This window comes from Mesorhizobium atlanticum (assembly GCF_003289965.1).
Taxonomy (GTDB): domain Bacteria; phylum Pseudomonadota; class Alphaproteobacteria; order Rhizobiales; family Rhizobiaceae; genus Mesorhizobium; species Mesorhizobium atlanticum.
On sequence record NZ_QMBQ01000001.1, the window covers coordinates 879,194 to 904,695 of the forward strand.

A 25,502-nucleotide genomic window follows, 5' to 3' on the forward strand; every position below is an offset into this window, starting at 1 on the left:
AGCGCGCGTCGCGGTCGCGGGTTCAAGACCAACCCAGCCCGTCTTGAGCCCTCCGCGGGAGTCCGCCGGGTCGCGGTGATCCAGGACCAGGCTACTTGGCAGATGCCTTGTTCATTCTAACTGCGATAGACGCCGCAGCTTTCATCTCGACGATCCAGATGTCAGGCGCTCACGAGCCGCATGATGGTGTCGATATTGAATTCCAGACGCTCATTTAGAGCGTTCTTCTCCATGAGGTCGCGCTCGAAAATAATCGAGCCCGTAAACCTGTTGGTCAGATAGTAGTATCCGATCGCAGCAATCGTGATGTTGAGCTGCACAGGATCGATACCGGCGCGGAAATCGCCGCTGCTGACGCCCCGCTCAAGTATGCCCGACACCATGGCGACGAATTTGCGGCTGGCGGTCTTGATCAGTTCGGACTTCTTCACATGCTTCGCGCGGTGAAGGTTCTCGCTGTTGACCAGGGTGATAAACTCCGGATTCTTCAGATAATATTGCCATGTAAATCGCACGAGGCGTTCAAGGGCATCCCTCGGTTCCAGGTCGTCGAGATGAAGTTTCTGCTCGGCCGTGCGGATGTCCAGATAGGCATTTTCCACCACCGTCTGGAAGAGACCGTCCTTGCTGCCGAAATAATGATAAATCATACGCTTGTTGGCGTTGGCCTTGGCCGCGATAACATCGACGCGCGCGCCGCCGAGGCCATTCTTGGCGAAATCGCTCTTCGCCGCTTCCAGAATACGAAGCTTGGTCGCTTCGGCATCCCGAAGCCGCTTCTTCTTGGCGACATTGCCTGATTTTTCGGACTTGGCGTCCACTTTGGCCGCTCCCTTGATTCCAGTTCCAGCGTGCTGTCGACGATCGGTCATGCGCTGAAAGTCATTTCAATTGTCCAAGAAGTCAACAGGCCGCGCACCGCGCCGCCGCTTGACTCTCGCGCATTCAGGAAGTAACTAGATGGTGCATTCAGCGATCAAGAGAGCGGTTTGGACGGCCTGGCTTCTCGAGGTTGCTCAATAGACGGCCCGCCCTTGCGGGCTGTCGCCAAATGGGAGGTAACATGTCGACTTTCATCAAGGATTTCATCGAGCGCGAGACCGTCAATCGGCGCAATTTCCTGCTCGCCACGGCTGCCGGCATGGGGGCGATGGCCGTGCCATTCGCCTTCGGCGGCGGCGCTGCCCGAGCGGCGATCAGCGACCCGGCGATCGCCTGGTCGTATCGCGACCGCGCCTCGGCTTACTGGAACTCGGTCGTGTCGGGCGGCGAGGCATTCGTAGAGTCCCTCGGCAAGTCCAAGGATTCCCTCGTCTCGCTGATCAACGAAGGGTCCTCCGAAAAGTCGCTGGCCGACATCAAGGCTTTCCTGGCCAAGACCGGCGGCAAGTGCGCTATCGCCTGCGACGCCAATGACAGCCCGAACGCGCGTCCGGTGGTTGAGGCGGTGCGCGACGCCGGCGCCTACATTTCCACGATCTGGAACAAGACCGACGACCTGCACCCGTGGGACATCGGCGACAACTACGTCTCGCACATGACTTGGTCGGACGAGAAGCCGGCCGAGCAGACGGCGCGGATCCTGTTCGATGCCATGGGCGGCAAGGGTGGCGTCGTGCATCTGGGCGGCATTGCCGCCAACAACCCGGCAATCGAGCGTCTGAACGGCTTGAAGAACGCCTTGAAGGACTTTCCCGACATCCAGCTCCTCGATGCTCAGCCCGCCGACTGGGACACGACCAAGGGCACGGAGCTGATGGCGTCTTTCCTGACGCGTTTCGGCGACAAGATCACCGGCGTGCACTGCGCCAACGACAACATCGCCTATGGCGTGATCGAGGCGCTGCGCGCCGAGGGGATCGAGAACATGCCGATCGTCGCCTATGACGGAAATCCGGAAGCCGTGAAGCTGGTGATGGACGGCAAGCTGCTGGCGACCGTCTTCACCAATCCGCATTGGGGCGGCGGCATCACGGCGGCGCTCGCCTATTACGCCGCGACCGGCGCCTTCAAACCTTCGGAGGAACCGAAGGAGCACCGCGAATTCTACGGCCCGACGGTCCTCGTCACCAAAAAGGACGCCGCGGACTTCAAGGCCAAATATCTGGACGCCGTTCCTTCCTACAATTGGAAGGATTTCTGGGGACCGAGCAACGGCCAGATCAAGTACAAGTGATACGAAGCTCGATCGAGCGGCCCTGAACGGGCCGCTCCCCTCTACACGGCACGCTTGGACGGGAGGCCGGAGTTGCCACGCATCCTCACGCGGGAGAACGCGATCCGCTGGGCGCCCTTCATGGTGCTTCTCGCGCTCATAGTTCTGTTCACGGCGATAAACCCCTCGTTCCTGTCGCAACGCAACTTCGCGCGCATCGCAATCGCGGCGGCGCCTGCGCTCATGGTTGCGGTCGGGGTGACCTTCATCATCGTGATGGGTTCCATCGACCTCTCCATGGAGGGCGTCGTTTCCCTGACGGCCGTCCTTTTTTGCTTCCTGATGCTGGCACTCGGTGGAACGCTCGCGTCGGGTGGCTGGGTCGCAATCCCGGTCATTCTTGCCGTCGGGGCCGCGATCGGCCTGGTGAACGGTTTCATCCACGTCAAGCTGAAGATACCGTCCTTCATGGCGAGCCTCGCGCTCGGATTCGTCGGCACGGGCGCCGCGATCCTGCTGACCGGCGGCGACATCGTCAAATTCAACGATCCGACGTTCCGCGCCCTGCTGACCTGGCGCATCCTCGGCTTTCCGCTGATGGTCTATGTCGCGGGCCTCTGCCTCGTCCTCGCCTGGTTCATCCAGTCCCACACTCGCCTTGGGCGTTACTTTTATGCGGTCGGCGGCGGCGAGGAACTCGCCCACGCCTCGGGCGTGCGGGTGCAGCATGTGAGGATGGCCGGCTTCTCGCTTGCCGGCTTCTTTTACGCGATCGCGGCGATCCTGCAGGTGGCAAAGCTCGGCCAGGCCGAATCCGTCACCGGATCGAACTTCATGTTCATGTCCATCACTTCGGTGGTGGTCGGCGGCGTGGCGCTCTGGGGTGGCATCGGCGGGGTATGGAACACGCTCGTCGGCGTACTGATCGTCGCCGTCATCAACAACGGCATGGTGGTCATCGGCCTGCCCGATTTCCTGCAGGCCGCCGTCCTCGGGCTGCTGGTCATCATCGCGGTCATCCTGTCGACGGACCGGCGCGCGGTCGCGTTCGTCAAGTGAGGCCGCAATGTATGAATTGAAAGCCGTCGAAAAGAAGTTCCCGGGCGTCCGTGCGCTGAAATCGGTCGACTTTTCCATCAGCCGCGGCGAGATCGTCGGGCTGGTGGGAGAGAATGGCGCGGGCAAGTCCACGCTCATGAAGGTGATCTACGGCGCCTACCAGCCCGACGGCGGCGAGATCCTCATCGATGGCAAGCCCGTCCGGTTCGCCGGCCCGCGCGACGCCATGGAGCGAGGCATCGGCATGGTGTTTCAGGAGCAATCGCTGATCACCAACCTGTCGGTGATGGAAAACATCTTCCTGGGCTATGAAGACCAGTTCTCGCGCTTCGGCGTGGTCAACTGGAAGGCGATGGCCAAAGCCGCCGGGAAGCAGCTTGCAAAGGTCAAGCTCGATATCGATCCGCGCACCATCACCTCAAGCCTTTCCTTCGCGCAGCGCCAGCTTGTGGAACTGGCCAAGGTGCTGACCCTGGAGGAACGGGTGCAGGGTCATCTGGTCGTCTTGCTCGACGAGCCGACCTCGGTGCTGGCCGAGGAAGAGGTGAAGCTCTTGTTCAAGCTCGTGCGGGAGCTGACGACGCGCGCCTCATTCATCTTCGTGTCCCATCGCATGGACGAGGTGATGGAGCTCTCGGACCGCATCTATGTGATGAAGGACGGCCAGGTGGTCGACGTCGTCTCGCGCGGCGCGGCGACGCCGGAGGCGATCCAGCACAAGATGGTCGGCCGCCACGTGGACAAGGAATATTATCGCGAACAGCGGCAAAAGCCCTACGACGCGACGAAGCCGCTGGTCGAGCTGTCAGGCGTGGACCTGCCGGGGCGGGTTCACGATATCTCGCTGACGCTGCATGCCGGCGAGGTGTTGTGCCTGGTCGGCACCGAAGGCTCCGGCCGCGAAGCGATCCTTCGAACGATCTACGGCATGCGGACGCCCACCAAGGGCACCCTCAAGATCAAGGGCGAGACCGTCTCCAGGCTGACCGCCCGGGGAGCGGTGGAGCGCGGCGTCGGCTATGTGCCGCGCGAGCGCAAGATCGAGGGCATCGTGGCCGGCATGAATGTCTACGAGAACATGACGCTGTCGCAAATGCCGCACTATGCGCGGATGGGCTGGCTCGACGTTGCCGACGAGCGTGCCCTGGCCCGGAAATGGATAGGCAAGCTCGCCATCAAGGCAAGCTCCGAATATGCCGACTGCGGCAACCTTTCCGGCGGCAACCAGCAGAAGGTCGTGCTTGCGAAATGGCGGTCGGGCGGCTCCGACATCATGCTGCTCGATCATCCGACCCGAGGCCTGGACATCGGCGCCAAGGAGGATGTGTACGACATGATCAGGGAAATGTGCGACGACGGGGTCGGCGTTGTCCTGGTCGCCGACACGCTTGAGGAGGCGATCGGCCTCTCCCACACCATCGTCGTCATCAAGGATGGTGAGATCCAGAAGCGCTTCGACTGCGTGCCCGGTTCCAAGCCGACGCTCTACGACCTTCTGCACTACATGATCTGAGAGGCCTCCATGGACATCCAACGCCTCAAGCCGCACTTCCCCTGGATCACACTTCTGGTCCTGGTCACGATCGTCGGCATCGCCGATCCGAGCTTCCTCAAGCCGGCCAATCTGCTGAGCCTTGCAGGCGATATCGTGCCGCTGTTCATCATGGCGCTCGGACTGACCTTCGCGATCTATATCGGCGGCATCGACCTGTCGGCACAGTCGATGGCGAACATGATCACCGTCGTCGCTTCGGTGTACCTGGCGCCGCTGGGGATCTGGGTCGCGGCGCTCTGCATCCTTGCCGGATTCACGCTGGGAACACTCTCCGGCTACCTGACCACCCGCATGTACGTCCCATCCTTCATCTCCACGCTGGCCGTCGGCGGCATCTGCTTCTCGGTGGCGCAATGGCTTTCCGGCAACCGCGCCCTGAACATGGACGCCACCCAGCGCAACGAGACGTTCGGCTGGATGATCGGTCGAACCGGCATCGTGCCGCACGAGCTGTTCATCGCGATCGGCTTGCTGGCGATCTGCCTGCTCATCGAACGGCGCACGGTCCTCGGCCGCGCGCTGAAGGCCGTGGGCGCCGGCGAACTGGCCGCGGCCGCGTCCGGCCTCAACGTCGCCCGCTACAAAATCCTCGCCTTTGCGATATCCGGAGGGCTGGCCGCGGTGGCCGGGCTGCTGTTCTCCGTCAAGCTGTCGGGCGGCGCGCCGACGATCGCCAACGGCTTCCTCCTGCCGGCCATCGTCGCGGTGCTTGTCGGCGGAACGCCGCTGACGGGCGGCGTCGGCGGTGTGCTCAATACCGCGATCGGCACGCTGATCGTGGCGGTCATCCGCGCCTCGATGCTCTATTTCGGCATCGCGGCGACGCAGCAACAGATGGTCTTCGGCCTGGTGCTGATCGCCGCCATCGCCTTGACTATCGACCGCTCCAAGCTTCGCACGGTGAAGTGAGATGGCAACCATGCGCGCCGCCGTCCTGACCGCTCCGCACCGTTTCGATCTGCGCGAGGTCGCCATCCCGGAGGTGGGACCCGACGACGCCTTGATCCGCGTCTCGCGGACCGGCATATGCGGCACCGACATCCATATGTTCAACGGTCACTATGCCGCCGACCGGCTGCCGTTGGTGCCGGGCCACGAGTTCGCCGGAACGGTCGCCGCGACAGGCGAGCGTGTGAAGCACATCAAGCCAGGCACGACCTGCGTCGCGGACATCAATATCGGCTGCGGCCAATGCTATTGGTGTCGCCGCAACGAGATCCTCAACTGCCCGTCGATGACGCAGGTGGGCATCGGGCGTGACGGCGCGTTCGCCGAATATGTGTGCGTGCCAGCCAGGCTTGTCATACCGGCTTCGGACGATGTGCCGGTTCAGGTGCTTGCCCTGACGGAGCCGGTGTCTTGCGTGGTGCGCGCGGCGCGCAAAGCGCACGCGAGTTTCGGCCAGTCCGTCGTCGTTCTCGGAGCAGGACCGATCGGCAATCTTCATGTCCAGATGATGCGCCTGTGCGGCGCCGCGCCAATCATCGTCGCCGACCTGTCGGAAGACCGCTGCCGCCTTGCCCTTCAAGCCGGGGCGGACGCAGCCGTCGCCGATCCCGCCCAACTTAAGGCGGAGGTCCTGAAAAGGACCGGCGGGCGCGGCGCGGATCTCGTGATCGAGAGCGTCGGTTCGCCGCGGCTCTACGCGCTCGCTTTCGAGCTCATCCGCAAGGGCGGTCATGTCGCTTTCTTCGGCCTCACCGGACCCAACGACACGGTGCCGGTCGATATCCTTCGTACCATCATCGAGGAGAACAGTCTCAAGGGCTCGGTCGCCGGCATGGGCGAAGACATGCACGATGCGCTGACGCTCTTGTCGCATGGCCGCTTCCGGACGGAGGCGTTCACGCGCGCGACCTTCCCGCTCGACGACATCCAGCGCGCCTTCGAGACCCTGGCCGAGCGGCCCCAGGATCTCAAGACGCAAATCATATTGAACTAGGAGCCGGCGCGACCCGCTTGCAGCGGCGGGCGGCCGGCGCACCGCCAGAACGGAGGCATTCCATGCTCGATTTCACCGACCGCGCGACCCTGCCGGATGCACCGCGCGAATTTGGTTTCTGGTCGGACGGATCCTGGCACAAGGGCGGCGCTTTGTTCGAGCGCCGGTCGCCGGGCCACGGCGTGCCGGTAACGCTCACGCCCAGATGCACGGTGGACGACCTCAATGCCGCCGTCGCGGCGGCGCGCCGTGCATTCGAGGATCGCCGGTGGGCCGGACTGCCGGGTGCCGACCGGGCCGGCGTGCTGCTGAGGACAGCCGATATCCTGCGCCGCCGCCGCGACGAAATCGCCTATTGGGAGGTCCTCGAGAACGGCAAGCCGATCTCCCAGGCGCGCGGCGAGATCGATCACTGCATTGCGTGCTTCGAGGTCGGCGCCGGCGCTGCGAGGCTATTGCATGGAGACAGCTTCAACAGTCTCGGCGACGGCCTTTTCGGCATGGTGCTGCGCGAGCCGGTCGGCGTGGTCGGGCTCATCACGCCGTGGAATTTTCCGTTCCTGATCCTGTGCGAGCGCATTCCTTTCATCCTGGCCAGCGGATGCACCGTGGTCGTCAAGCCTTCGGAGGTCACGTCGGCGACCACGCTGCTGCTCGGCGAGATCCTTTCCGAAGCCGGCGCGCCGGACGGCGTCTATAACGTCGTCACCGGATCGGGCCGGACGATCGGCCAGGCCTTGAGCGAGCATCCCGATGTCGACATGCTGTCTTTTACCGGATCGACATCCGTCGGACGCTCATGCGTCCATGCGGCGGCCGATTCGAACTTCAAGAAACTCGGCCTGGAACTGGGCGGCAAGAATCCGATCATCGTCTTTGCGGACAGCGACCTCGAGGACGCGGCGGATGGCGCGGCCTTCGGCATAAGCTTCAACACGGGCCAGTGCTGCGTGTCGTCGAGCCGCGTGATCGTGGAACGCTCGGTCGCTCGCGAGTTCGAGGATATCCTCGCCGCCAAGATGGCCAAGATCGTCGTCGGCGATCCGCTGCAGACGAAGACGCAGGTGGGAGCCATCACCACCGATGCGCAGAATTCGACCATCCTGAGCTATATCGACAAGGGCAAGGCCGAAGGGGCGAGGCTTGTCGCCGGCGGGCAGGCTCTGGATCTCGGTGGCGGCCAGTATATCGCGCCGACATTGTTTTCCGGGGTCACGCCCGGAATGTCGATTGCCCGCGACGAAATCTTCGGGCCTGTCCTGTCCTCCTTCCATTTCGACACGGTCGAGGAGGCCATCGGCCTCGCCAACGATACGGTGTATGGCCTGGCTGCCAGCGTGTGGACGAAGAACATAGACAAGGCGCTGGTGGTGACGCGGCGCGTGCGCGCCGGCCGGTTCTGGGTGAACACGATCATGGCCGGAGGGCCGGAGATGCCGCTTGGCGGGTTCAAGCAGTCCGGATGGGGAAGAGAGGCCGGAATGTACGGCGTGGAGGAATACACACAGGTGAAGTCCGTCCACATCGAGGTCGGCAAGCGTGCGCATTGGATCAAGTGATGACGACAGGTTTCGATTATGTGATCGTCGGCGCAGGCTCTTCGGGTTGCGTGCTTGCCGCGCGCCTGTCCGAGAATCCGGCAGTCCGCGTCTGCCTCATCGAGGCCGGCGGCAAGGACAGCCATCCTTACATCCATATGCCGGTCGGCTTCGCCAAGATGACTACGGGGCCGCTCACCTGGGGGCTGGTCACGGCGCCGCAGAAACACGCCGACAACCGTGAAATTCTCTATGCGCAGGCAAAGGTGCTGGGCGGCGGTTCCTCAATCAATGCCGAGGTCTATACCCGAGGGCACGAGACCGACTACGACCGGTGGGCGAACGAGGAAGGCGCGGACGGCTGGGCGTTCAAGGATGTGCGGAAGTATTTCCTCCGTTCCGAGGGCAACAGCATATTCTCCGGCATGCTCCACGGCACCGACGGACCGCTCGGCGTGTCGAACATACCAGATCCGAACGTCGTCTCGCGCGCATTCGTCCAGAGCTGCCAGGAATATGGGCTGCCCTATAATCCGGACTTCAACGGCGCGAAGCAGGAAGGCGCCGGCATCTACCAGACCACGACGCGCAACGCCCGCCGCTGCTCGGCCGCCGTGGGCTACCTCAAGCCCGCCCTGGCGCGCCCGAACCTCACGCTGATCACAGGGGCGCTGGTCCATCGCATCGTCTTCAAGGGCCGCCGGGCCGTTGGCGTCGAATGCTCGGTCGGCGGCTCGCTGAAGGTCATAAACGCCGACAGCGAGGTGCTGGTCACTTCGGGGGCGATCGGCACACCGAAGCTGATGATGCTGTCCGGCATCGGCCCTGCCGAGCACCTGCGCCATCATGGCATCGAGACGATCCAGGACCTCCCGGGCGTCGGGCAGAACCTCCAGGATCATTTCGGCATCGACATCGTGGCCGAGTTGAAAGGCCACGATTCACTCGACAAGTACAACAAGACCCACTGGATGCTGTGGGCGGGCATTCAGTACGTGCTGTTCAAGACCGGCCCGGTAACGTCGAACGTGGTCGAGGGCGGCGCCTTCTGGCATTCCTCGGGGAACCATGCCGGGGCGGTTCCCGATCTGCAGTTCCACTTCCTGGCGGGAGCCGGCGCGGAAGCAGGCGTGCCGTCGGTCCCGAGGGGATCGTCCGGCATCACGTTGAACAGCTACACGCTGCGCCCGAAATCGCGTGGGAGCGTGACGCTCCGTTCGCCGGATCCGCGCGACAATCCGGTCGTCGATCCGAATTTCCTCGCGGACCCGGACGACCTCAGAGTGTCGGTCGAAGGCATCAAGATCAGCCGGGAGATATTCAATCAGCCTTCGCTGCGAAAATTCATCAAGGAACTCCGTTTCCCTGACACAAATGTGCGTTCGCAGTCAGACTATGAAGCCTATGCGCGACGCTATGGCCGGACCTCGTATCACCCGACTTGCACCTGCAAGATGGGGAAGGACGCGATGTCCGTGGTCGACCCGCAACTGCGCGTGCACGGCTTGGATGGCATCCGCATCTGCGACAGCTCGGCAATGCCGTCGCTGGTGGGGTCGAACACCAATGCGGCGACAATCATGATCGGCGAGCACGCGTCGGACCTGATCCGAGGCAACCGCTAGCATTTGCCAGTCACCTCGGATCTGCCCGCACCTGTTCGCGCGCCTAGAGCGTTTCACCGTTTCACGGAAACGGCGAACCGCTCTAACTCTTTGTTTTGACGCAATTCCTGACGGAAGGCTACGGCGAAGACGCCAAGCCTAACCGCTCACACTTTTCCTGGACTTGCTCTAGGCGTCGAAATCCGGCGCATATGGGATCAGCCGCTTCCCGACAACGCGATAACCGACGGCATTCATGGCGTCGATGCGGCCCATGTCGATACTCGACAAGGTGAAGTCCATCACGTCGAAATTCGAGCGGATGTTGTCCGGCTTGGTGGACATCGTGTTGATCGGCAACCCCTTCTGCAGGATCCAGCGCAGCACGACCTGAGCGGCCGATTTGCCGTATGTGGCGCCGATCTCAGCGAAAAGCGGATGCTTGAAGACCTCGCCGCGCGCGACCGAGCAGTAGGATGACAGAGGGATACCCGTTTCACTCGCGGCCGCCAGCAGCTTGCGCTGGTCAAGAAGCGGATGGAATTCCACCTGATTGGTCACGAGCGGCACGCCGGCGATCTGCCTCGCCTGGCGCATCATCGCCGCTGTGTAGTTCGAAACTCCGACGGTGCTGGCGAAGCCCCGTTCCTGCGCCTCCTGAAGCAGTTCCAGCGAAAGCTTGATGTCGCCTCCCGGCGTCGGCCAGTGAAGCAAAAGGATGTCGACATGGTCCAACCTCAGGTCCCGCAAGGACTGTTCGACGGACGGCATGAACCGTTCCGGCGAGAAGTTCTCCACGGTGACCTTTGTCGTGATGCAGAGCTCGTCCCTGGATATGCCGCTCTCGGCCAAGGCCAAGCCCGTGTCGGCTTCATTGCCATAAGCCTGAGCCGTGTCGAACGCGCGGTAACCCGCATCGATCGCAGCCGCGATCGCGGCACGCAACGTATCCCCCTTAAGAGGGAAAGTTCCAAACATCCGCTGGTTCGTCTTCTGGAACATGATGTTCATCGAAATCCTCCCGCTGGTCGCCGCCGGCGCGGAGCTTGCCTTGCAAGCCGCAGGCGGCTATATCACGCTTATAACTATCTAGTTACTTATTGCCAAGCCTTATGGAGAGGAAGCGTGAGCAAGGTCAGGTCCGCGGCGGAGGCCGTCGCTCAGATTCGCGACGGAGCGGTGGTAGCGGTCAATTCGTCATCCGGTCTGCTTTGCCCGGACGCCGTGCTTGAAGCCCTTGGCAAGCGCTTCGCGGCTGAAGGGGCGCCTCGCGACATCACCACCATCCATCCGATTGCCGCCGGCGACATGTTCGGCACCAAGGGGGTCGATCACATCGCCCTGCCGGGCTTGATCAGCCGCATTATCGGCGGTTCGTACCCGTCGGGACCGACCAACGCCGAGCCGCCGCTGATCTGGCAGCGTATCCTTGCCGAGGATGTGGCGGCCTGGAACTTCCCCTCGGGAATCGTGTTCGACATGCTGCGCGAGGGCGCGGCGCAGCGTCCGGGTGTGCTGACCAAGGTCGGCATGGACACGTTTGTGGATCCGGCGCTCGAAGGCGGAGCCATGAACGCATCGGCGCGGAAATCGCCCATGGTGCAGCGCGTGGAGTTCAACGGCGAGACATGGCTCCACTTCCCTCCCCTCCGGCCGGATGTGGCGATCATCCGGGCGACCACGGCGGACGAGAAGGGAAACCTCACCTTCGAGCAGGAAGGGGCGACGCTCGGCGCCATGGAAATGGCGCTTGCGGCGCGCAACTGCGGCGGCATCGTAATTGCGCAGGTGAAGCGCGTCGCGGCTCAGGGCACGCTGCGGCCGCATGACGTGCATGTGCCCGGTATCCTGGTGGATTTCATCGTCGAAGCACCGGATCAGCTGCAGACCACGGCGACGGCTTATGACCCGGCCATATCGGGCGAGCTGTTCCGGCCGCTGCACACATTCCGCACGCCGGAATACAATGTTTCAAAGGTCATCGCGCGCCGCGTCGCGCAGGAGCTTCGAGCGGGCTGGGCGGTCAATATCGGCTTCGGCATCTCGGCCAACGTGCCTCGCATCCTGATAGAGGAAGGCTTGCACGGCGCCGTCACCTGGGTGATCGAACAGGGACCGGTAGGTGGCGTGCCGTTGCTCGACTTCAAGTTCGGTTGCGCCTCGAACGCGGAAGCCTTCGTCGCCTCGCCGCATCTCTTCACTTACTTCCAGGCCGGAGGCTTTGACTGCTCCTTGCTGTCGTTCCTCGAAATCGGCTCCGACGGTTCCGTCAACGTCTCGCGCCTTTCCTCGACGCCGCATCGCACCGCTGGCGCCGGCGGCTTCGTGGACATCACCTCGCGGGCGCGCAAGATCGTGTTCTCCGGCAACTTCAACGCCGGCGCGAAGATGCGGCTGGAGAACGAAAAGCTGGTCATCGACAAGGAAGGCAAGGTCGCCAAAATCGTCCCGAAGGTGGACCAGGTCAGTTTCTCGGGGCAGCGCGCCGTCAGCCAGGGCCAGGACGTCACCTATGTGACGGAAAGATGCGTCATCCGCCTGACGGCCGATGGCCTCGTCGTCACCGAAATAGCCCCGGGGCTCGACCTCGAGCGCGACGTCCTGCGGCAGGCGGCGTCTCCTCTGGCGGTCTCGCCCGGACTGAAGCTGATGGACGCGGCGCTGTTCCTCGACCAGCCGATGGGATTGCGACTGTGAGCGATCCCCGTCTCGACCTCAGCTTCGACGGAGCGGTCGCGCGGATGACCATCCGCAGGCCTGAGAAGCTCAACGCGCTCGATGCCGCGATGGTCGATGCGCTCGTGCCGCTGTGCAGGGCGGTGGAGCGTTCCGCGGCGAAGGTGCTGATCCTGACCGGCGAGGGCGAGAAGTCGTTCTGCGCGGGTGGCGACGTCGCCGCCTGGAGCGCGCTCGACCCGCCGGAGTTCGCCCGCCACTGGATCCGCGACGGCCATGCCGGCTTCGACGCTCTCGCCAGGCTTTCGCAACCGGTCATTGCCGTCCTCAACGGCCATTGCCTTGGCGGGGGCCTGGAGCTCGCGGCCTGCGCGGACTATCGGATCGCCGAGAGCCACGCCCGCATCGGACTGCCTGAAACCAGCCTCGGGATCGTACCGGGCTGGTCGGGCACCCAGCGCACGGCTCGCCGTTTCGGCCCCCAATTGATCCGGCGCATGTCGCTCTTCGGCGAGGTCTATTCCGCAGACGAGGCCTTGAGATTGTCGCTTGTCGACAAGGTGGTCGACAAGGGGAGCGGCCTCGCTGCTGCCGAGGAACTCGCCGCCATCGTCGCGGGCCGGTCCGCTACCGCCACGGAGCTCGCCAAGATGCTCATCAACGCTGCCGAAGGCGAGGAACGGGAGCGTGTCCTGGATGCGTTTGCCGGACGTATCGCCGCTGGCAGCGACTACCTTCGGGCGGGCCTCGCTGCCTTCCGGGAAAAGGGCCGCCAGTCGAGCGACTGATTTCGGGCTCGATCTGAGGCGGCAGAAGTCTGTTTCGCAGGGCGGCGGCTGACCGCTCAACAGTCCCTCGAAGCTGGGATACCCCCACGGCTGCGAGCGCCGCCGGCTGTCCTCTGTCTTCAACAAACGGAGCGAAAGCGCTCCACGCAGGCGTCCAGCACGTCCGCGGGATCACGCCTCCACCAGTTCTGCGCCGAGAACACCTCCACCTCGCAAGGTCCATTATAGCCGGCCGCTTCCACCGCCGCGCGGATCGCCTTCAGGTCGGCCACGCCGTCTCCCATCATGCCGCGGTCGAGCAGCACGTCGTGTGTCTGCGCCAGCCAGTCGCAAAGATGATAGCCGAAAATGCGTTCCGGTCCGGCCCGCAGCAATTCGTCGGCCAGCGTGCGATCCCACCAGACGTGGTAGACGTCGACCGCGACGCCAACGTTGGGGGCATCAATGGCAAGGCAAAGATCGACCGCGTCGCGCATCGTCACCAGGCACGACCGGTCGCCACCATAAACCGGATGCAGCGGCTCGAGAGCCAGGCGAACGTTGCTGGCCGCCGCGTAGGCTGCAGCTTCGGCGACGCGATCCGCGACCAGCTTGAGGCTTTCGCCGATGCCTTTCGTTCCCGGCTCGACCCCGCCGCAAACGATGGTCAGGACAGGCGCGCCGAGTCCGGCGGCCATGTCGATCGCTGCGCGGAAATCGTCCATGATCGCCGCGCGGCCGGGCAGCGCCAGCGGGCCGGCGAGATAAGGCGCGCGGCACAGGCCGACGACACTCAGGCCGGCCGCGCGAACCCGCTCGCCGATCTCGACGGCACGGTTGCCGATTTCGCGACGCCAGAAGACAATGCCGCCGAACCCTCGTTCGGCACAGGCCTCGACCACACGCTCGACCGACCAGCCCGCCCCGTGCCCGTCCAGATTATGACCGAGCGTCGCTGTGTTCAGCGCCAGCGCGGAATGATCCTTCGCAAAATCGCGCATATCGCTGATCAGAGACCGTAAAGAGCAAGCAGCTTGTGCATGCGTGCGGCCGCCAGTTCCGGATCCCCAAGCAGGCCGCATCCGTCGGCCAGCTTGAACACCTCCACGAAATAGGGCAGCGGCCGCATCGACTGGGCGCCCGCGAGCATGATGAAATGATCCTGGAACCCATTCAGCCAGGCTAGGAACACGACCCCTGTCTTGTAATATTGCGTGGGCGCTCGAAAGATCAGGCGCGCGAGCGGCACGGTCGGATCCAACGTCGCGTGGAAGCCTTGGATATCGCCCCGGCCGAGCCGATCGATGGCGTAGGCGGCGGCCGGCGCCAAAGGATCGAAGATGCCGAGAAGGGCATGCGAGACCCCCTGCTCGTCGCCCGCGATCAGCTCCGGATAATTGAAGTCGTCGCCGGTATACATCTTCACGCCGGCGGGCAGCCGGCGGCGCATCGCGATTTCCTTCTCCTTGTCGAGGAGCGAAATCTTGATGCCGTCGACCCTGGCGGTGTTGTTTCCGATAATCGCCAAGACCGTCTCGAGCGCGTCCTCGAAGCGGTCGGCTCCCCAGTAACCCTTGAGGGCCGGATCGAACATCTCTCCAAGCCAGTGCAGGATCACCGGCCTGTCGCAGCGCGCGAGCACATCGCCATAGACCGAAACATAATTGTCCGGCGAACGCGCCACGGCCGCCAGGGCCCGGCTGGCCATGACGATCAATCTGCCGCCAACCTTCTGGATGGCCTCGATCTGCTCGAAATAGGCTCGGCGGACATCGTCGAGCGAACGTGCATCGGCCGGTCCGAGCTGGTCGGTGCCGGCGCCGTTGAAGACGAGCGCATCGGGCAGCTCGCTCCTGGTCCTGCGGATCAGTTCCAAGGCCGAAGGCCAGTCGAGGCCCATGCCACGCTGCGCGGTGTCCATCGCCTCGGCAATGCCGAGGCCGAGGCCGTGAAGATGGCGCCTGAATGCCATCGTGGCCTTCCAGTTAATGGCGGCAGGGCCGCCAGGATCGCCGGCACTGAAAGGATCCGCAACGACATGGGCCGCCGACAGCACGGTGCGTGGCGCATCGAGGGACAATCGCGCGGCCGGTATCGTCTTGCCCTGAAGCCGGTAGTCGGAAAGTCTTCCCGTGTTATCCGGCAGCTGGATGATCATGGCGTTCTCCCTGACGCTGCGCCGCGGTCAGAACCGTGGCACCAACATGCCCGCGTCGACGGCAATGACATGGCCGGTCGTATAGGGCAGCTCGCCCGTGGCGAGCGTCGCCATGACGCGACCGACATCTTCCGGCTTGCCGAGGCGGCGGATCAATGTCAGCCCCTCCTCGTCGATGCGACGCTGGTAAGTCTCGCTGACCGCCCTGGTCATGGCCGTCTCGATCAGACCGGGCCTGATGTCGTAGACGGCGATGTTCTCGCGACCCAAGCGGACGGCGAAGACCTGGCTGACCATCGCGGACCCGGCCTTGGACACGCAATATTCGGCGCGCGGCTCGGCCACCGCCGTGGCATTGGAGGAAGAGACATTGATCAGGCTGTAGAAGCGGCCGTCATCGCGCTTGCGGGCAAGCAGCCGCCTGGCCCAACGCTGCGACAGGAAGAACTGCGCCTTCGTGTTGATTGCCTGGCAGCGGTCGTAGCTCTCCTCGGTCACGTCGAGCGGGTCGCCGCGCGAGATGACCGACACGCCGGCATTGTTGATCAGCGTCGACAGAGGACCGATCACAGCCTCGGCTGCATCAAGCATATCCTCGTGGCCGCCGAGATCGGCGACGTCGCCCGCGACACGCGCGACCGGAACGCCGAGCGCAGCGACTGCGGCTTCGGCGGATTTCAATTCCTCGTCATCGGCCGGACCGTTGAGCGCCACGCCGAATCCGCGCCGGGCGAGCTCCAATGCCGCCGCCAGCCCGATGCCGCGGCTCGATCCCGTGACGAACGCCGCATGATGCGATCCGGCACTCACGCCCGGGCTCCGTGCTTGAGGAGCTCGCGGGCGATGATCATGCGCTGGATCTGGTTGGTGCCTTCATAGATCTGCGTGATCTTGGCGTCCCGATAGAGGCGCTCGACCTCGAAGCCGCGTATGTAGCCGGACCCGCCGAAGACCTGCACGGCATCGGCGGTGCGCGCCACGGCTATGTCTCCCGCGAAACATTTGGCGATCGAGCAGGCCTTGGTGGCATTTTCCCCCGCATCGATCTTCTCGGCGGCGCTGCGCACGAGCAGACGAGCCGCCTCGATGTCCTTCGCCATGTCGGCAAGCAGCCACTGCACGCCCTGGAAATCGGCAATCGGCTTGCCGAACTGGCGTCGCTGCTGGGCATAGTCGACCGCCGCCTCGAGCCCGGCCTGGGCAATGCCGACGGCCAGCGAGGCGATGCCGACACGCCCCTTGTCCAGCACGCTCATCATCATGTGGAAGCCACGGCCTTCTTCGCCCAGCAGCGCTTCAGGACCCAGGACGACATCGTTGAAATTGAGCGCGCCGACCTGGCTGGCCCGCTGCCCCATCTTATGTTCCTTCGGCCCGCGCTCTATTCCCTTGGCGTGCAGGTCGACGATGAAGATCGACATGCCGCGATGGCCCGCATCCTTGTCGGTGCGCGCCAGCACGAAACCGACGTCGGCGACCGGCGCGTTGTGGATCCAGATCTTGCCGCCGTTCAGCCGCCATCCATTCCCGTCGCGTGTCGCGGTGGTGCGTATCCCGGAAACATCGGTGCCCGCTTCGGGCTCGGTGATGCAGTAGGCAGCCTTCTTCTCGGCGCGCATGGCAGGACCCAGCCACTGCTGCCGCTGCGCCTCGCTGCCATGCTGAACAAGCAAGGTGCTGATCAGCTCGACGAGGCCGCACTGATCGGCGACGGACGCATAGCCGCGCGACAACTCTTCCATCACCAGCGCGTAGGTAAGCGTGTCGAAGCCGGGGCCGCCCATGGACTCCGGAACGCCGATGCCGAAGAGACCGAGTTCCCCCATCTGCTCATATATCTCGCCAGGAAAGCGCTCATCCCGATCAAGCGCCTCGGCAACCGGACGAATGACATCCTCGGCAAACTGGCGCGCCATCTCGCGCACCTGCTGCTGCGTTTCACTCAGCGGCACGGCCGACCTCCCTATGTAACTATCTAGTTACTCCTACGCCGGAATCGTCGCCGGCGTCAAGCGGCGGACTTCGCGTCGCGACGCGTTGCCGTTACAAGTGCTTGCGGCGCCGCGAGGACTTAAATATAAATAACCAGTTAGTTACTAATGGAGGAATATCATGAAACCGTCTGACAAGCGCGTATTCGGCCGGTCCGGCCTCAACGTCACGGCCTTCGCGTTCGGAACCGCTCCTATCGGCAATTTCCTTCAGCCCATAGACGAGCGGACGGCGGATGCCATGATTCAGACCGCCTGGGACGCGGGCATACGTTTCTACGACACGGCGCCGATGTACGGCCACGGCCTTTCGGAACTGCGGGCCGGGTATTCGCTGCGCTGGAAGAAGCGCGACGAGTTCGTCCTCGCCAGCAAGGTGGGCCGGGTGCTCAAGCCCGCGAAACGCTCCGAGATCGACTTCGCGCCGTGGTCGAACGCCGCGCCGAACACCATGAATTTCGATTACTCCTACGACGGCACAATGCGGTCGTTCGAGGATTCGCTGCAGCGCCTGGCGCTCGAACATATCGACATGCTGTTCATCCACGACATCGATCGGTTCACCCGTGGAGACGAACAGCCGGAGGTCTTCCGGCAGGCGATGGATGGCTGCTGGCGGGCATTGGAGAAACTGCGCTCGGAAGGCGTCGTGAAGGCGATCGGCGTTGGGGTCAACGAATGGCAGGTTTGCCACGAGGCGCTGAAGCAGCGCGACTTCGACTGCTTCCTGCTGGCGGGACGCTATACGCTGCTCGAACAGGAAGCCCTCGACGAGTTCCTGCCGCTTTGCGTCGAGCGCGGCGCGGCGGTGCTGGTCGGCGGAGGCTTCAATTCCGGCATCTTGGCCACAGGCGCCATTCCCGGCGCAAAGCACAATTATTCACCGGCGCCAAAACCGATCATGGAGAAAGTGGCAAAGATCGAAGAGGTCTGCCGCGCGCATGGCGTGCCGCTGCCGGCTGCCGCCTTGCAGTTCGTGGTGGCGCACCCGGCCATCCCGTCCTTCTGCGCCGGCACCCGTACCGTCCAGCAACTCGAGCAGAACCTCGCATGGTTCAGTTACCCGATCCCCGGCGAGTTCTGGCAGGACCTGAAGAAGAACGGGCTGTTGCGGGAAGACGCTCCGGTGCCGGCATGAGCGCCGACGCCCAGGGAAACCGCTCACAGGCTTCGGCGATCATTTCGAAACGCCCTCCAGGGACGTGACCGCGGCCAAGGACCGATCTCAAACCGGAAGCTGCGCGACGTCCTTCGGTTGCGGCAAGAGCATGACTGGCGAACCGAGTGAGCTGATCCTTGAGGGTCAGCTCAATGCCTGTCGCTCAAAAGCGAGCGGCGACAAAGTTCAGTCGAAGAAGCCAGCATCCTCTTCCTTGAGATATTTTCTCGCCGCCTCAGCGTCGATATCGAGGCCGAGCCCCGGCGCCTCCAGCAGGTCCACCATGCTGTCCTTCACGATCTGTTTCGGCAGGCCGACCACGAGGTCTTCCCACCAAGGGTCGGAGGCGCTCGGATATTCGAAGGCGATGTAGTTGGCGGGCAAGGTTGCGCAGACATTGATCAGCGCGCCGAGGCCGAGCAGGCCGTTGGCGGTGCCGTGAGGCGCCATCAGGATCGAGTGCATGTAAGCGTGCTCGGCGACCCACTTCAGCTCGGCGATGCCGCCTATATCGGCCGGATCGGGCCCGATGACGCGCACCGCCTGCGACTCGATCAGCTCCTTGAAATTGTGCCGCAGGTAGATCTGCTCGCCGGTATGGATCGGTGTCGAGGTTGAGGTGGTCAGCTCGCGATAGGCTTGCGGATTGACCCAGGGCACATAGTCGCCGGTCAGCATGTCCTCCAGCCACATCAAATTGTACTTCTCGACGGCGCGGGCGAATTTGATCGCGTCGGGCAGCATCCAGCCCGGGCCGCAGTCGAGCGCCAGGCTCACCTTGTCGCCCAGGACTTCCTTCATCGCCGCCACGCAGTCGAGCATGTGATTGAAACCGCGCTCGCTGATCACGCCCTGATCCATGGCGCCGTGATAGCCGGCCTTCTTCTGGGTCACGCCGTAGTGGAATCCCTCGATCGAGTCCTTCATGTTGGAGTGGAACGAGATGCCCTGCTTGACCATGAAGAAGTTCTGCGGCTGCTCCATCATCCATTTGACGTCGGCGGCGTAATCCTCCGGCCGGTCGCCCGAGCGCTTGCGGCGGATCGAGCCGTTATAGACGCGCACTTTGTCCCGGACCTTGCCGCCAAGCAATTTGTAGACCGGCACGCCCGCGGCCTTGCCGGCAATGTCCCACAGCGCGTGCTCGATGGCGCTCACCGCCGCGCCATAGGGCTTGAACGAGCCGCGCTGGCGGATCTTCAGCATCACCCGTTCGACGTCGGTCGGGTCCTCGCCGATCAGCGCCTCGCGGAAATGCAGCACGAAGGGTTTCAGATAGGTCTTCGTGTATTCGACCTCGCCCAGGCCATGGAGGCCCTCGTCGGTGACGATGCGGACAATCGGGTGCTTGCCGAGGACGGCGCAGCGCAGGTCGGTGATCTTCATGACCGGTCCTATTTCACAGACGAGAAAGCTGTCGGCGCGAGCAGCTGGCTACTGATATTTGCAATGATCTGCCCGTCGCGCTGGGACTCGTCGACGGCCCTATGCCATGCCGGATCGGTGACGAAAGCCGTCCATTTCGCCTCACGCTCGGCCAGCGATTCCCAGGCGAGCAAATAGGTGAGGCGATTGTTGTTTTCGCCGATCACCGTGGTGAAGAACCCGGCTTGGCGGATGCCATGCCTCTCCCAGATGGCCAGCGTTTGTTCGGAAAAGCGCTTGAGCAAAGCCGGGAGCCTGCCCGGCAGGCAGTCATAGATACGCAGTTCATAGATCATCGTTTCGTCCGTTTCTCTCTTCGCCTCTCCCTTGGGAGAGGTCGCGAATGGTCGGTCGTTGGCCCTGCGAGCCTGAGGGAATGAGAGCAGAGGGCCTGGGCTAACTCCAAGTCCGGTCCCAGCTATATTCATTGTCCCAGTGCTCGGTGGATTGCCATATCCCCGTGACACCGGGCTGCAGATGCTGGCTGATCACCTCGTCGACCACATCGTCTATGCCCAGTCCCGGTCTGTCGGACACGGTGATGAAGCCGTCCTTGACGAGCGGCTTGGGAAGGCCCGTGACGATGTCGTCCCACCAATCGACATCGGCGGAATGGTATTCGAGCGCCATGAAGTTTTCGGTCGCGGTCGCGACATGCGCCGCGGCCATCGCGGCGATCGGGCTTTCGGCCATGTGGATCGCCATAGCGACACCGTGGTCCTGCGCCATGTCGCCGATCTTCTTGGTCTCCAGGATGCCGCCGCTGGTGAGGAGGTCCGGGTGGATTATGGAGACACCGCCGCTCTTCAGCAGAGGCTCGAAGCTCTCCTTGAGGTAGATGTCCTCGCCGGTGCAGATCGGCACCGAGGTCGCCTGCTGCAATTGCCGGTATTGCTCGGTGTACTGCCAGGGGATCACATCCTCGAGCCAGGCAGGGACATATTTCTCGATACGGCGCGACAGGCGGATGCCATCCTGCAGCGAGATGTGGCCGACATGGTCGATGGCTAAGGGAATCTCATAGCCGATGACCTCGCGGACCTCGTGGATATATTGCTCGAGCAGGTCGATGCCCTTTTCGGTGAAATGCAGGCCCGTGAACGGGTGCTGCACATTCTGCGCATCGTAAGCGAGATTGCGGGCCTTGCGCTCCGCGAGCGTGCCGCCGCGGCCGCGCGGATTGGCGTGAAAGCCTTCGAGCGCGCCGGCCGGCGCTGTGACAGCGCCCGGAATGTGGGCGATTTGCATCAGGCCCAGATCCATCTTGAGGAAGGTGAAGCCGCGCTCCATGCGCGCCTTGAGGCGCTTGCCGGTTTCGGTGCCGCTCGGCCTCTCGGCGTCAGTATCGCAATAGACGCGCACCTGGTCGCGAAACCTGCCGCCCAGCATCTGGTAGATCGGGACGCCATAGGCCTTGCCGGCAAGATCCCAGATCGCGATCTCGACCGCCGACACGCCGCCGCCCTGCCGGCCATGGCCGCCGAACTGCTTGATACGGCGGAACAGCCGGTCGATATCGCAGGGGTTCTCGCCAAGCAGCCGGCTCTTCAGCATCAGCGCAAAGGAGGCGCTGGCGCCGTCGCGCACCTCGCCGAGCCCGACAATGCCCTGGTTGGTGTAGATCTTGAGTAGCGCCGAGGTGAAGGGCGCGCCGACGATCTCGGCCACCCGCATGTCGGTGATGCGAAGCTCGGACGGCCTGGAATTCGTGTTGATGCGATTGAGAGCCTCATCGGCTCCGTCCGTCTTTGGCATGATTTGTCCTCGTTCCGCTGGGAGTGGCCCCGCCCGCCGCGCCTGCTTAAGCAGTGCTAGCCGAGTTCGATCTCGTGGGCCTGCAGGTAGTCGCGGTTCATCTCGACACCGAGGCCCGGCTTCGACGTCAGCTTGAGGCTGCCGTTCGAAACGTCCAGCGGTCTGTCGATGAGATGATCGTATTTGGAGAGGTCCCACTCCGAGGTTTCGAGCTTGTAGAAGTTGGGAACGGTCATCATCACCTGCGCTCCCGCGACCACGTTGATCGGTCCGGCGGCGTCGTGCGGCGAGACCGGGACGTAATAGGCTTCGCACAGGGCGGAAATCTTCTTGAGCTCTGTGATGCCGCCGGTCCAGGTGACGTCGGGCATGATGTAGTCGGCGAGCCTGTTCTCGAGCACCGGCACGAAATCCCACTTCGTGTGGCCGCGCTCGCCCCATGAGATGGGGGCGCTGACCTTATCGCGCACCTGCTTGAGAGCGTTGAGGCTTTCGGGCGGACAGGGCTCCTCGAACCAGTCGATCTGGCCGGCCTCCTCCAGGCTCCGGCAGAGGCGAATGGCGGTGGGAACGTCGAAGCGGCCATGCGCATCGATGAGAATATCGACATCAGGACCCGCCGTCTCACGGATGAGAGCCGTGAGCTCGGCGGCTTCACGCTCGTCCTTGCGGGTCATGCTGCCGTCGAGATAGCCGTCCCGCCTTTCGCGGGCCACGCCATCGACGCTGGGGCCCTGGTGGGGGAACGGATCGAATTTGAGCCCGGTGTGGCCGGACTCCACGATGTCGCGAATTTCGCGGACTACCGCCTCCTTGCTGGTGAATTTGGCCTGGTTGGGATGGGTGTATAGCGCGATTTCATCGCGCACCGGTCCGCCCAGCAGCTCGTAGATCGGCTTGCCGAGAACTTTGCCGCGGATATCCCAGAGCGCGATGTCGATGGCGCTCACACATTCCACGGCGGCGCCGCGGCTGCCCATATAGGTGAAGCTGCGGAAGACCTTGTGCCATAGATGCTCGATGCGCGCCGGATCCTCGCCTGCCACGGCAAGCCCGATCTGGCGGAGGATCGTGCACAGCGCGCGGTTGGCGAGCTTCGTCGTGGTGGTGATCTCGCCCCAGCCGCTGACCCCTTCGTCGGTCGTCACTTCGACGAACAGGTACTCTCCCCAGTAGGAAGCGTCGGATTTGATCAGCCATGGCCGAATGCTCGTGATCTTCATCTGAACTATCCTCTCTGAAACGGCCGAGCTGACGATATCGCGGATCAGCTACCCGGCCCGGGCGGCGCTGCGCGCGCGCATGTGTTCGAGGACGTGCCGGCCGGAGCCCTCGACATGCCGAGCTATGAGCTCGGCCGCCTTGTCGGCCTCTCCCGATTTCACCAGCGCGATGAGCTCGCGGTGCTCGCGGATGATCGCGGCGCGCCGGGCGAGCGTGAAATTGAAACGCCGGCTGACCGCCCGCAGCACCTCGCGGTGCTTCCACCAGAGCTCGGCGGCATGGCGGTTGTAGTGCCGCTGGTACATCACGGTGTGGAAGGCGGTATCCAGTTCGCTGTGCCTGAACGTGTCGGCGAAGTTGTTCTCTTCGATCAGGCCCTGGAGACGTTCGAGCTCGGCGATGTCCTCCTCGGTCGCCATTCCCACAAACCAGCGCGTCAGGGCGGGCTCGATGAGAACGCCGATCTCGTAGATATCGCGCACGAAATCCTGATCTATGGGCCGGACGCGCGCGCCCCGGTTGGGAACGAAGGTGACGAAGCCCTCCCCGCGCAACAATTGCAGCGCCTCGCGCACGGGATTGGTCGAGGTGCCGTGACGGCGGGCGAGATCGGTGACGACGAGCCGCTCGTTGGCAGCGAGCCGTCCCTCGATGATGTCTTCCCTTATCTGCTCGTAAAGCGAGGCGCCCTCGCTCGATGCCCCGAGAGCGTCAATCCCCTCGGGTGGCTCTGCTTTGAAATCGCTCGGTTCCGCCAAGGCCGTCCCCCTTAGTCCAATACACGATCTGACCGATATCATGCACATCTTCGACAAACAATGTACGATTTGTTGCGTTGACAGCTATTCTGCGATCTGAAAACGTATAAAGTGATCGAAGGGATACATTAGGGCGGAGAAATATCCCGGCGATGAACGACCAAGGACCGCTTGCCTCGACGCAGAGCGGCATGGGAGAACCTGGAGGAGACCTATGAGGAGGATCACAGTCGGCGGTGCCGTCCTGCGCGGCGCTGTCTCTACTGCTTTGACGATATCGCTGATGTCCGCTTCGGCGCTTGCCGCGCCGCCGGTCGACCTGAGCAAGTGGTCGCCGGAATATGTGCGCTCGATTGCCGGCACGCAGGATTTCGACACGGCGGGCGATTGCGCCAAGGTCACACCGCTCGACTACAAGGGGCGACTGACATTCTGGTATCAGGGCGTGTTCGAGGGCGACCCCGATCTCCTGCGCCAGTACTACAAGGATTTCTTCGCAACCTTCCGCAAGACCTATCCGAACATCCAGCTCGAGGAACAGGCCCTCACCTATAACGACCTGCTCGACAAGTTCCGCACGGCGCTCCTAGGCAATGCCGCGCCGATGGCGGTCCGCCTGCAAATCCTGGGCGGAACCGAGTTCGCCTCGAAGGGCTATCTGCAGCCGCTGAAACCCGAGGACGTGGGCTATTCGACCGAGGATTTCTGGCCCGGCGCCATGAAGGCCGTGACCTGGGACGGCGTGACCTACGGCATTCCGACCAACAACGAGACGATGGCGTTCATCTGGAACGCCGACATCTTCAAGCGGGCGGGTCTCGATCCGAACAAGCCTCCGGCAACCTGGGACGACGTCGTCAAATATTCGAAGCAAATCCACGACAAGCTCGGCATTGCCGGCTATGGCCTCGTGGCGCGCAAGAATGCCGGCAACACGCCCTACCGCTTCATGCCGCAGCTATGGGCCTATGGCGGCGGTGTGTTCGACGAAGCTAAGGCGAACCCGACCTACAAGGAGATCGAGCTCAACAGCCCGCAGAGCAAGGCGGCGCTGCAGGCTTCCTACGACATGTATGTCCGCGACAAATCGGTTCCGGTTTCGGCGCTCACCAACCAGCAGGCCGACAACCAGCCGCTGTTCCTGGCCGGCCAGCTCGGCATGATGATCTCGCACCCGTCCGACTACAATGTCATGCTCGACCTGCAGAAGAAGGCGACGGGCGCCGACAAGGACAAGGCCCAGACCGTCATCGACAACATGCGCTACGGTCTCATTCCGACCGGTCCCGACGGCAAGCGCGCGGTCGTCTTCGGCGGCTCGAACATCCACATCCTGAAGCCTGAATATGTCGAGGGCGGCAAGGTGGACGAGCCGGCGGCAAAGGCCATCATCTGCATGTGGACGAGCCCCGAATGGTCGCTGAAGATGGCCTATGCCGGCTCGAACCCCGGCAACCTCAACGGCTTCAAGACCAAATGGATGAAGGAGCGTCTGGACAGCATCAAGTTCCTCGATGTCACGACGTCGATGCTGCCATACGGCATCCCCTTCCCGGCGCTGCCGCAGTCGCCCGAGATCATGAACATCATCATCCCGGACATGCTGCAGAATGCCCTGACCGGAGCGATGACCGTCGACCAGGCGGCGGAGGACGCGGCCAAGAAGGTGAAGGACCTGATGGGCGGCGGACTCTAGCACTAGCCTGACCCTGCGATCTCACCGGCTGCGCCGACAA

22 protein-coding genes are annotated in these 25,502 nt (G+C 63.4%); 11 read left to right on the forward strand and 11 right to left on the reverse strand.

The window, feature by feature from the left end:
* Positions 1-161: 161 nt before the first annotated feature.
* Entirely contained in the window at positions 162-821 is a 660-nt protein-coding gene (locus DPM35_RS04515) for a TetR/AcrR family transcriptional regulator (RefSeq protein WP_245431424.1), read from the reverse strand.
* A gap of 242 nt (positions 822-1,063) precedes the next feature.
* Between DPM35_RS04515 and DPM35_RS04520 the strand changes: the two genes are divergently transcribed.
* From DPM35_RS04520 to DPM35_RS04550, 7 genes are all read left to right on the forward strand, one after another.
* On the forward strand, positions 1,064-2,176 hold the full coding sequence (locus DPM35_RS04520) for a sugar ABC transporter substrate-binding protein (RefSeq protein ID WP_112126079.1): 1,113 nt from the start codon (positions 1,064-1,066) through the stop codon (positions 2,174-2,176).
* A gap of 72 nt (positions 2,177-2,248) precedes the next feature.
* Positions 2,249-3,214, forward strand: a complete 966-nt coding sequence (locus tag DPM35_RS04525; RefSeq protein WP_112126080.1) for an ABC transporter permease — start codon at positions 2,249-2,251, stop codon at positions 3,212-3,214.
* A gap of 7 nt (positions 3,215-3,221) precedes the next feature.
* Positions 3,222-4,727 (forward strand): sugar ABC transporter ATP-binding protein, encoded by a 1,506-nt coding sequence (locus DPM35_RS04530; protein ID WP_112126081.1) that lies wholly within the window; start codon positions 3,222-3,224, stop codon positions 4,725-4,727.
* Positions 4,728-4,736: 9 nt separating this feature from the next.
* Positions 4,737-5,678 carry an ABC transporter permease gene (locus DPM35_RS04535; protein WP_112126082.1) on the forward strand — a complete coding sequence of 314 codons (942 nt, stop codon included), beginning with the start codon at positions 4,737-4,739 and terminating at the stop codon, positions 5,676-5,678.
* Position 5,679: 1 nt separating this feature from the next.
* Positions 5,680-6,711, forward strand: coding sequence for a zinc-dependent alcohol dehydrogenase (locus tag DPM35_RS04540; protein WP_112126083.1), 1,032 nt, complete (start codon positions 5,680-5,682; stop codon positions 6,709-6,711).
* Positions 6,712-6,773: 62 nt separating this feature from the next.
* Positions 6,774-8,270 carry an aldehyde dehydrogenase family protein gene (locus tag DPM35_RS04545; protein ID WP_112126084.1) on the forward strand — a complete coding sequence of 499 codons (1,497 nt, stop codon included), beginning with the start codon at positions 6,774-6,776 and terminating at the stop codon, positions 8,268-8,270.
* Positions 8,270-9,874, forward strand: coding sequence for a GMC family oxidoreductase (locus DPM35_RS04550; protein WP_112126085.1), 1,605 nt, complete (start codon positions 8,270-8,272; stop codon positions 9,872-9,874). Before DPM35_RS04545 ends, DPM35_RS04550 begins: the two co-directional genes overlap by 1 nt.
* Positions 9,875-10,042: 168 nt before the next feature.
* Here the strand turns inward: DPM35_RS04550 and DPM35_RS04555 are convergent, their stop codons facing one another.
* The gene (locus DPM35_RS04555) at positions 10,043-10,864 is read right to left on the reverse strand and encodes an aldo/keto reductase (RefSeq protein ID WP_112126086.1); all 822 of its coding nucleotides are present in this window, start codon (positions 10,862-10,864) and stop codon (positions 10,043-10,045) included.
* 114 nt (positions 10,865-10,978) lie between these two features.
* Between DPM35_RS04555 and DPM35_RS04560 the strand changes: the two genes are divergently transcribed.
* A complete protein-coding gene (locus DPM35_RS04560; RefSeq protein ID WP_112126087.1) occupies positions 10,979-12,550 on the forward strand; it encodes an acyl CoA:acetate/3-ketoacid CoA transferase in 1,572 nt (523 codons plus the stop codon).
* Positions 12,547-13,317: an enoyl-CoA hydratase/isomerase family protein gene (locus DPM35_RS04565; protein ID WP_112126088.1), complete on the forward strand. Its 771-nt coding sequence runs from the start codon at positions 12,547-12,549 to the stop codon at positions 13,315-13,317. Before DPM35_RS04560 ends, DPM35_RS04565 begins: the two co-directional genes overlap by 4 nt.
* Positions 13,318-13,436: 119 nt before the next feature.
* Here DPM35_RS04565 and DPM35_RS04570 read toward each other — a convergent pair whose 3' ends face one another.
* From DPM35_RS04570 to DPM35_RS04585, 4 genes are read right to left on the reverse strand one after another with little or no spacing between them, the layout of a single operon-like run.
* On the reverse strand, positions 13,437-14,297 hold the full coding sequence (locus tag DPM35_RS04570) for a sugar phosphate isomerase/epimerase family protein (protein WP_112126089.1): 861 nt from the start codon (positions 14,295-14,297) through the stop codon (positions 13,437-13,439).
* An 8-nt stretch (positions 14,298-14,305) separates the two neighbouring features.
* Positions 14,306-15,454, reverse strand: coding sequence for a dihydrodipicolinate synthase family protein (locus tag DPM35_RS04575; RefSeq protein ID WP_112126090.1), 1,149 nt, complete (start codon positions 15,452-15,454; stop codon positions 14,306-14,308).
* 27 nt (positions 15,455-15,481) lie between these two features.
* Entirely contained in the window at positions 15,482-16,264 is a 783-nt protein-coding gene (locus DPM35_RS04580) for a 3-ketoacyl-ACP reductase (RefSeq protein ID WP_112126091.1), read from the reverse strand.
* The gene (locus tag DPM35_RS04585; protein WP_112126092.1) at positions 16,261-17,406 is read right to left on the reverse strand and encodes an acyl-CoA dehydrogenase family protein; all 1,146 of its coding nucleotides are present in this window, start codon (positions 17,404-17,406) and stop codon (positions 16,261-16,263) included. The genes DPM35_RS04580 and DPM35_RS04585 overlap by 4 nt, the downstream gene beginning before the upstream one ends.
* A 160-nt stretch (positions 17,407-17,566) precedes the next feature.
* Between DPM35_RS04585 and DPM35_RS04590 the strand changes: the two genes are divergently transcribed.
* Positions 17,567-18,583: an aldo/keto reductase gene (locus tag DPM35_RS04590; RefSeq protein WP_112126093.1), complete on the forward strand. Its 1,017-nt coding sequence runs from the start codon at positions 17,567-17,569 to the stop codon at positions 18,581-18,583.
* 207 nt (positions 18,584-18,790) lie between these two features.
* On the opposite strand, the gene DPM35_RS04595 is transcribed toward DPM35_RS04590, so the two are convergent.
* The 5 genes from DPM35_RS04595 to DPM35_RS04615 form a co-directional block, all read right to left on the reverse strand.
* Entirely contained in the window at positions 18,791-19,990 is a 1,200-nt protein-coding gene (locus DPM35_RS04595; RefSeq protein WP_112126094.1) for a mandelate racemase/muconate lactonizing enzyme family protein, read from the reverse strand.
* An 8-nt stretch (positions 19,991-19,998) separates the two neighbouring features.
* Complete coding sequence (locus DPM35_RS04600; RefSeq protein WP_112126095.1) at positions 19,999-20,325, reverse strand: NIPSNAP family protein; 327 nt, start codon at positions 20,323-20,325, stop codon at positions 19,999-20,001.
* Between the two features lie 100 nt (positions 20,326-20,425).
* Positions 20,426-21,784, reverse strand: a complete 1,359-nt coding sequence (locus DPM35_RS04605) for a mandelate racemase/muconate lactonizing enzyme family protein (RefSeq protein ID WP_112126096.1) — start codon at positions 21,782-21,784, stop codon at positions 20,426-20,428.
* 56 nt (positions 21,785-21,840) lie between these two features.
* Positions 21,841-23,007 (reverse strand): mandelate racemase/muconate lactonizing enzyme family protein, encoded by a 1,167-nt coding sequence (locus DPM35_RS04610; protein ID WP_112126097.1) that lies wholly within the window; start codon positions 23,005-23,007, stop codon positions 21,841-21,843.
* A gap of 48 nt (positions 23,008-23,055) precedes the next feature.
* Positions 23,056-23,766 (reverse strand): GntR family transcriptional regulator, encoded by a 711-nt coding sequence (locus tag DPM35_RS04615; protein WP_112126098.1) that lies wholly within the window; start codon positions 23,764-23,766, stop codon positions 23,056-23,058.
* A gap of 214 nt (positions 23,767-23,980) precedes the next feature.
* Between DPM35_RS04615 and DPM35_RS04620 the strand changes: the two genes are divergently transcribed.
* The gene (locus DPM35_RS04620; RefSeq protein ID WP_112126099.1) at positions 23,981-25,462 is read left to right on the forward strand and encodes an ABC transporter substrate-binding protein; all 1,482 of its coding nucleotides are present in this window, start codon (positions 23,981-23,983) and stop codon (positions 25,460-25,462) included.
* The last annotated feature ends 40 nt before the right edge of the window (positions 25,463-25,502 follow it).

Excerpts from the sequence above, each read along its gene's own strand:
- DPM35_RS04520 (WP_112126079.1), top strand. The coding sequence starts at position 1,064 with ATGTCGACTTTCATCAAGGATTTCATCGAGCGCGAGACCGTCAATCGG.
- DPM35_RS04530 (WP_112126081.1), top strand. The coding sequence starts at position 3,222 with ATGTATGAATTGAAAGCCGTCGAAAAGAAGTTCCCGGGCGTCCGTGCG.
- DPM35_RS04535 (WP_112126082.1), top strand. The coding sequence starts at position 4,737 with ATGGACATCCAACGCCTCAAGCCGCACTTCCCCTGGATCACACTTCTG.
- DPM35_RS04540 (WP_112126083.1), top strand. The coding sequence starts at position 5,680 with ATGGCAACCATGCGCGCCGCCGTCCTGACCGCTCCGCACCGTTTCGAT.
- DPM35_RS04545 (WP_112126084.1), top strand. The coding sequence starts at position 6,774 with ATGCTCGATTTCACCGACCGCGCGACCCTGCCGGATGCACCGCGCGAA.
- DPM35_RS04550 (WP_112126085.1), top strand. The coding sequence starts at position 8,270 with ATGACGACAGGTTTCGATTATGTGATCGTCGGCGCAGGCTCTTCGGGT.
- DPM35_RS04555 (WP_112126086.1), bottom strand. The coding sequence starts at position 10,864 with ATGAACATCATGTTCCAGAAGACGAACCAGCGGATGTTTGGAACTTTC.
- DPM35_RS04570 (WP_112126089.1), bottom strand. The coding sequence starts at position 14,297 with ATGCGCGATTTTGCGAAGGATCATTCCGCGCTGGCGCTGAACACAGCG.
- DPM35_RS04575 (WP_112126090.1), bottom strand. The coding sequence starts at position 15,454 with ATGATCATCCAGCTGCCGGATAACACGGGAAGACTTTCCGACTACCGG.
- DPM35_RS04590 (WP_112126093.1), top strand. The coding sequence starts at position 17,567 with ATGAAACCGTCTGACAAGCGCGTATTCGGCCGGTCCGGCCTCAACGTC.
- DPM35_RS04595 (WP_112126094.1), bottom strand. The coding sequence starts at position 19,990 with ATGAAGATCACCGACCTGCGCTGCGCCGTCCTCGGCAAGCACCCGATT.
- DPM35_RS04600 (WP_112126095.1), bottom strand. The coding sequence starts at position 20,325 with ATGATCTATGAACTGCGTATCTATGACTGCCTGCCGGGCAGGCTCCCG.
- DPM35_RS04605 (WP_112126096.1), bottom strand. The coding sequence starts at position 21,784 with ATGCCAAAGACGGACGGAGCCGATGAGGCTCTCAATCGCATCAACACG.
- DPM35_RS04610 (WP_112126097.1), bottom strand. The coding sequence starts at position 23,007 with ATGAAGATCACGAGCATTCGGCCATGGCTGATCAAATCCGACGCTTCC.
- DPM35_RS04620 (WP_112126099.1), top strand. The coding sequence starts at position 23,981 with ATGAGGAGGATCACAGTCGGCGGTGCCGTCCTGCGCGGCGCTGTCTCT.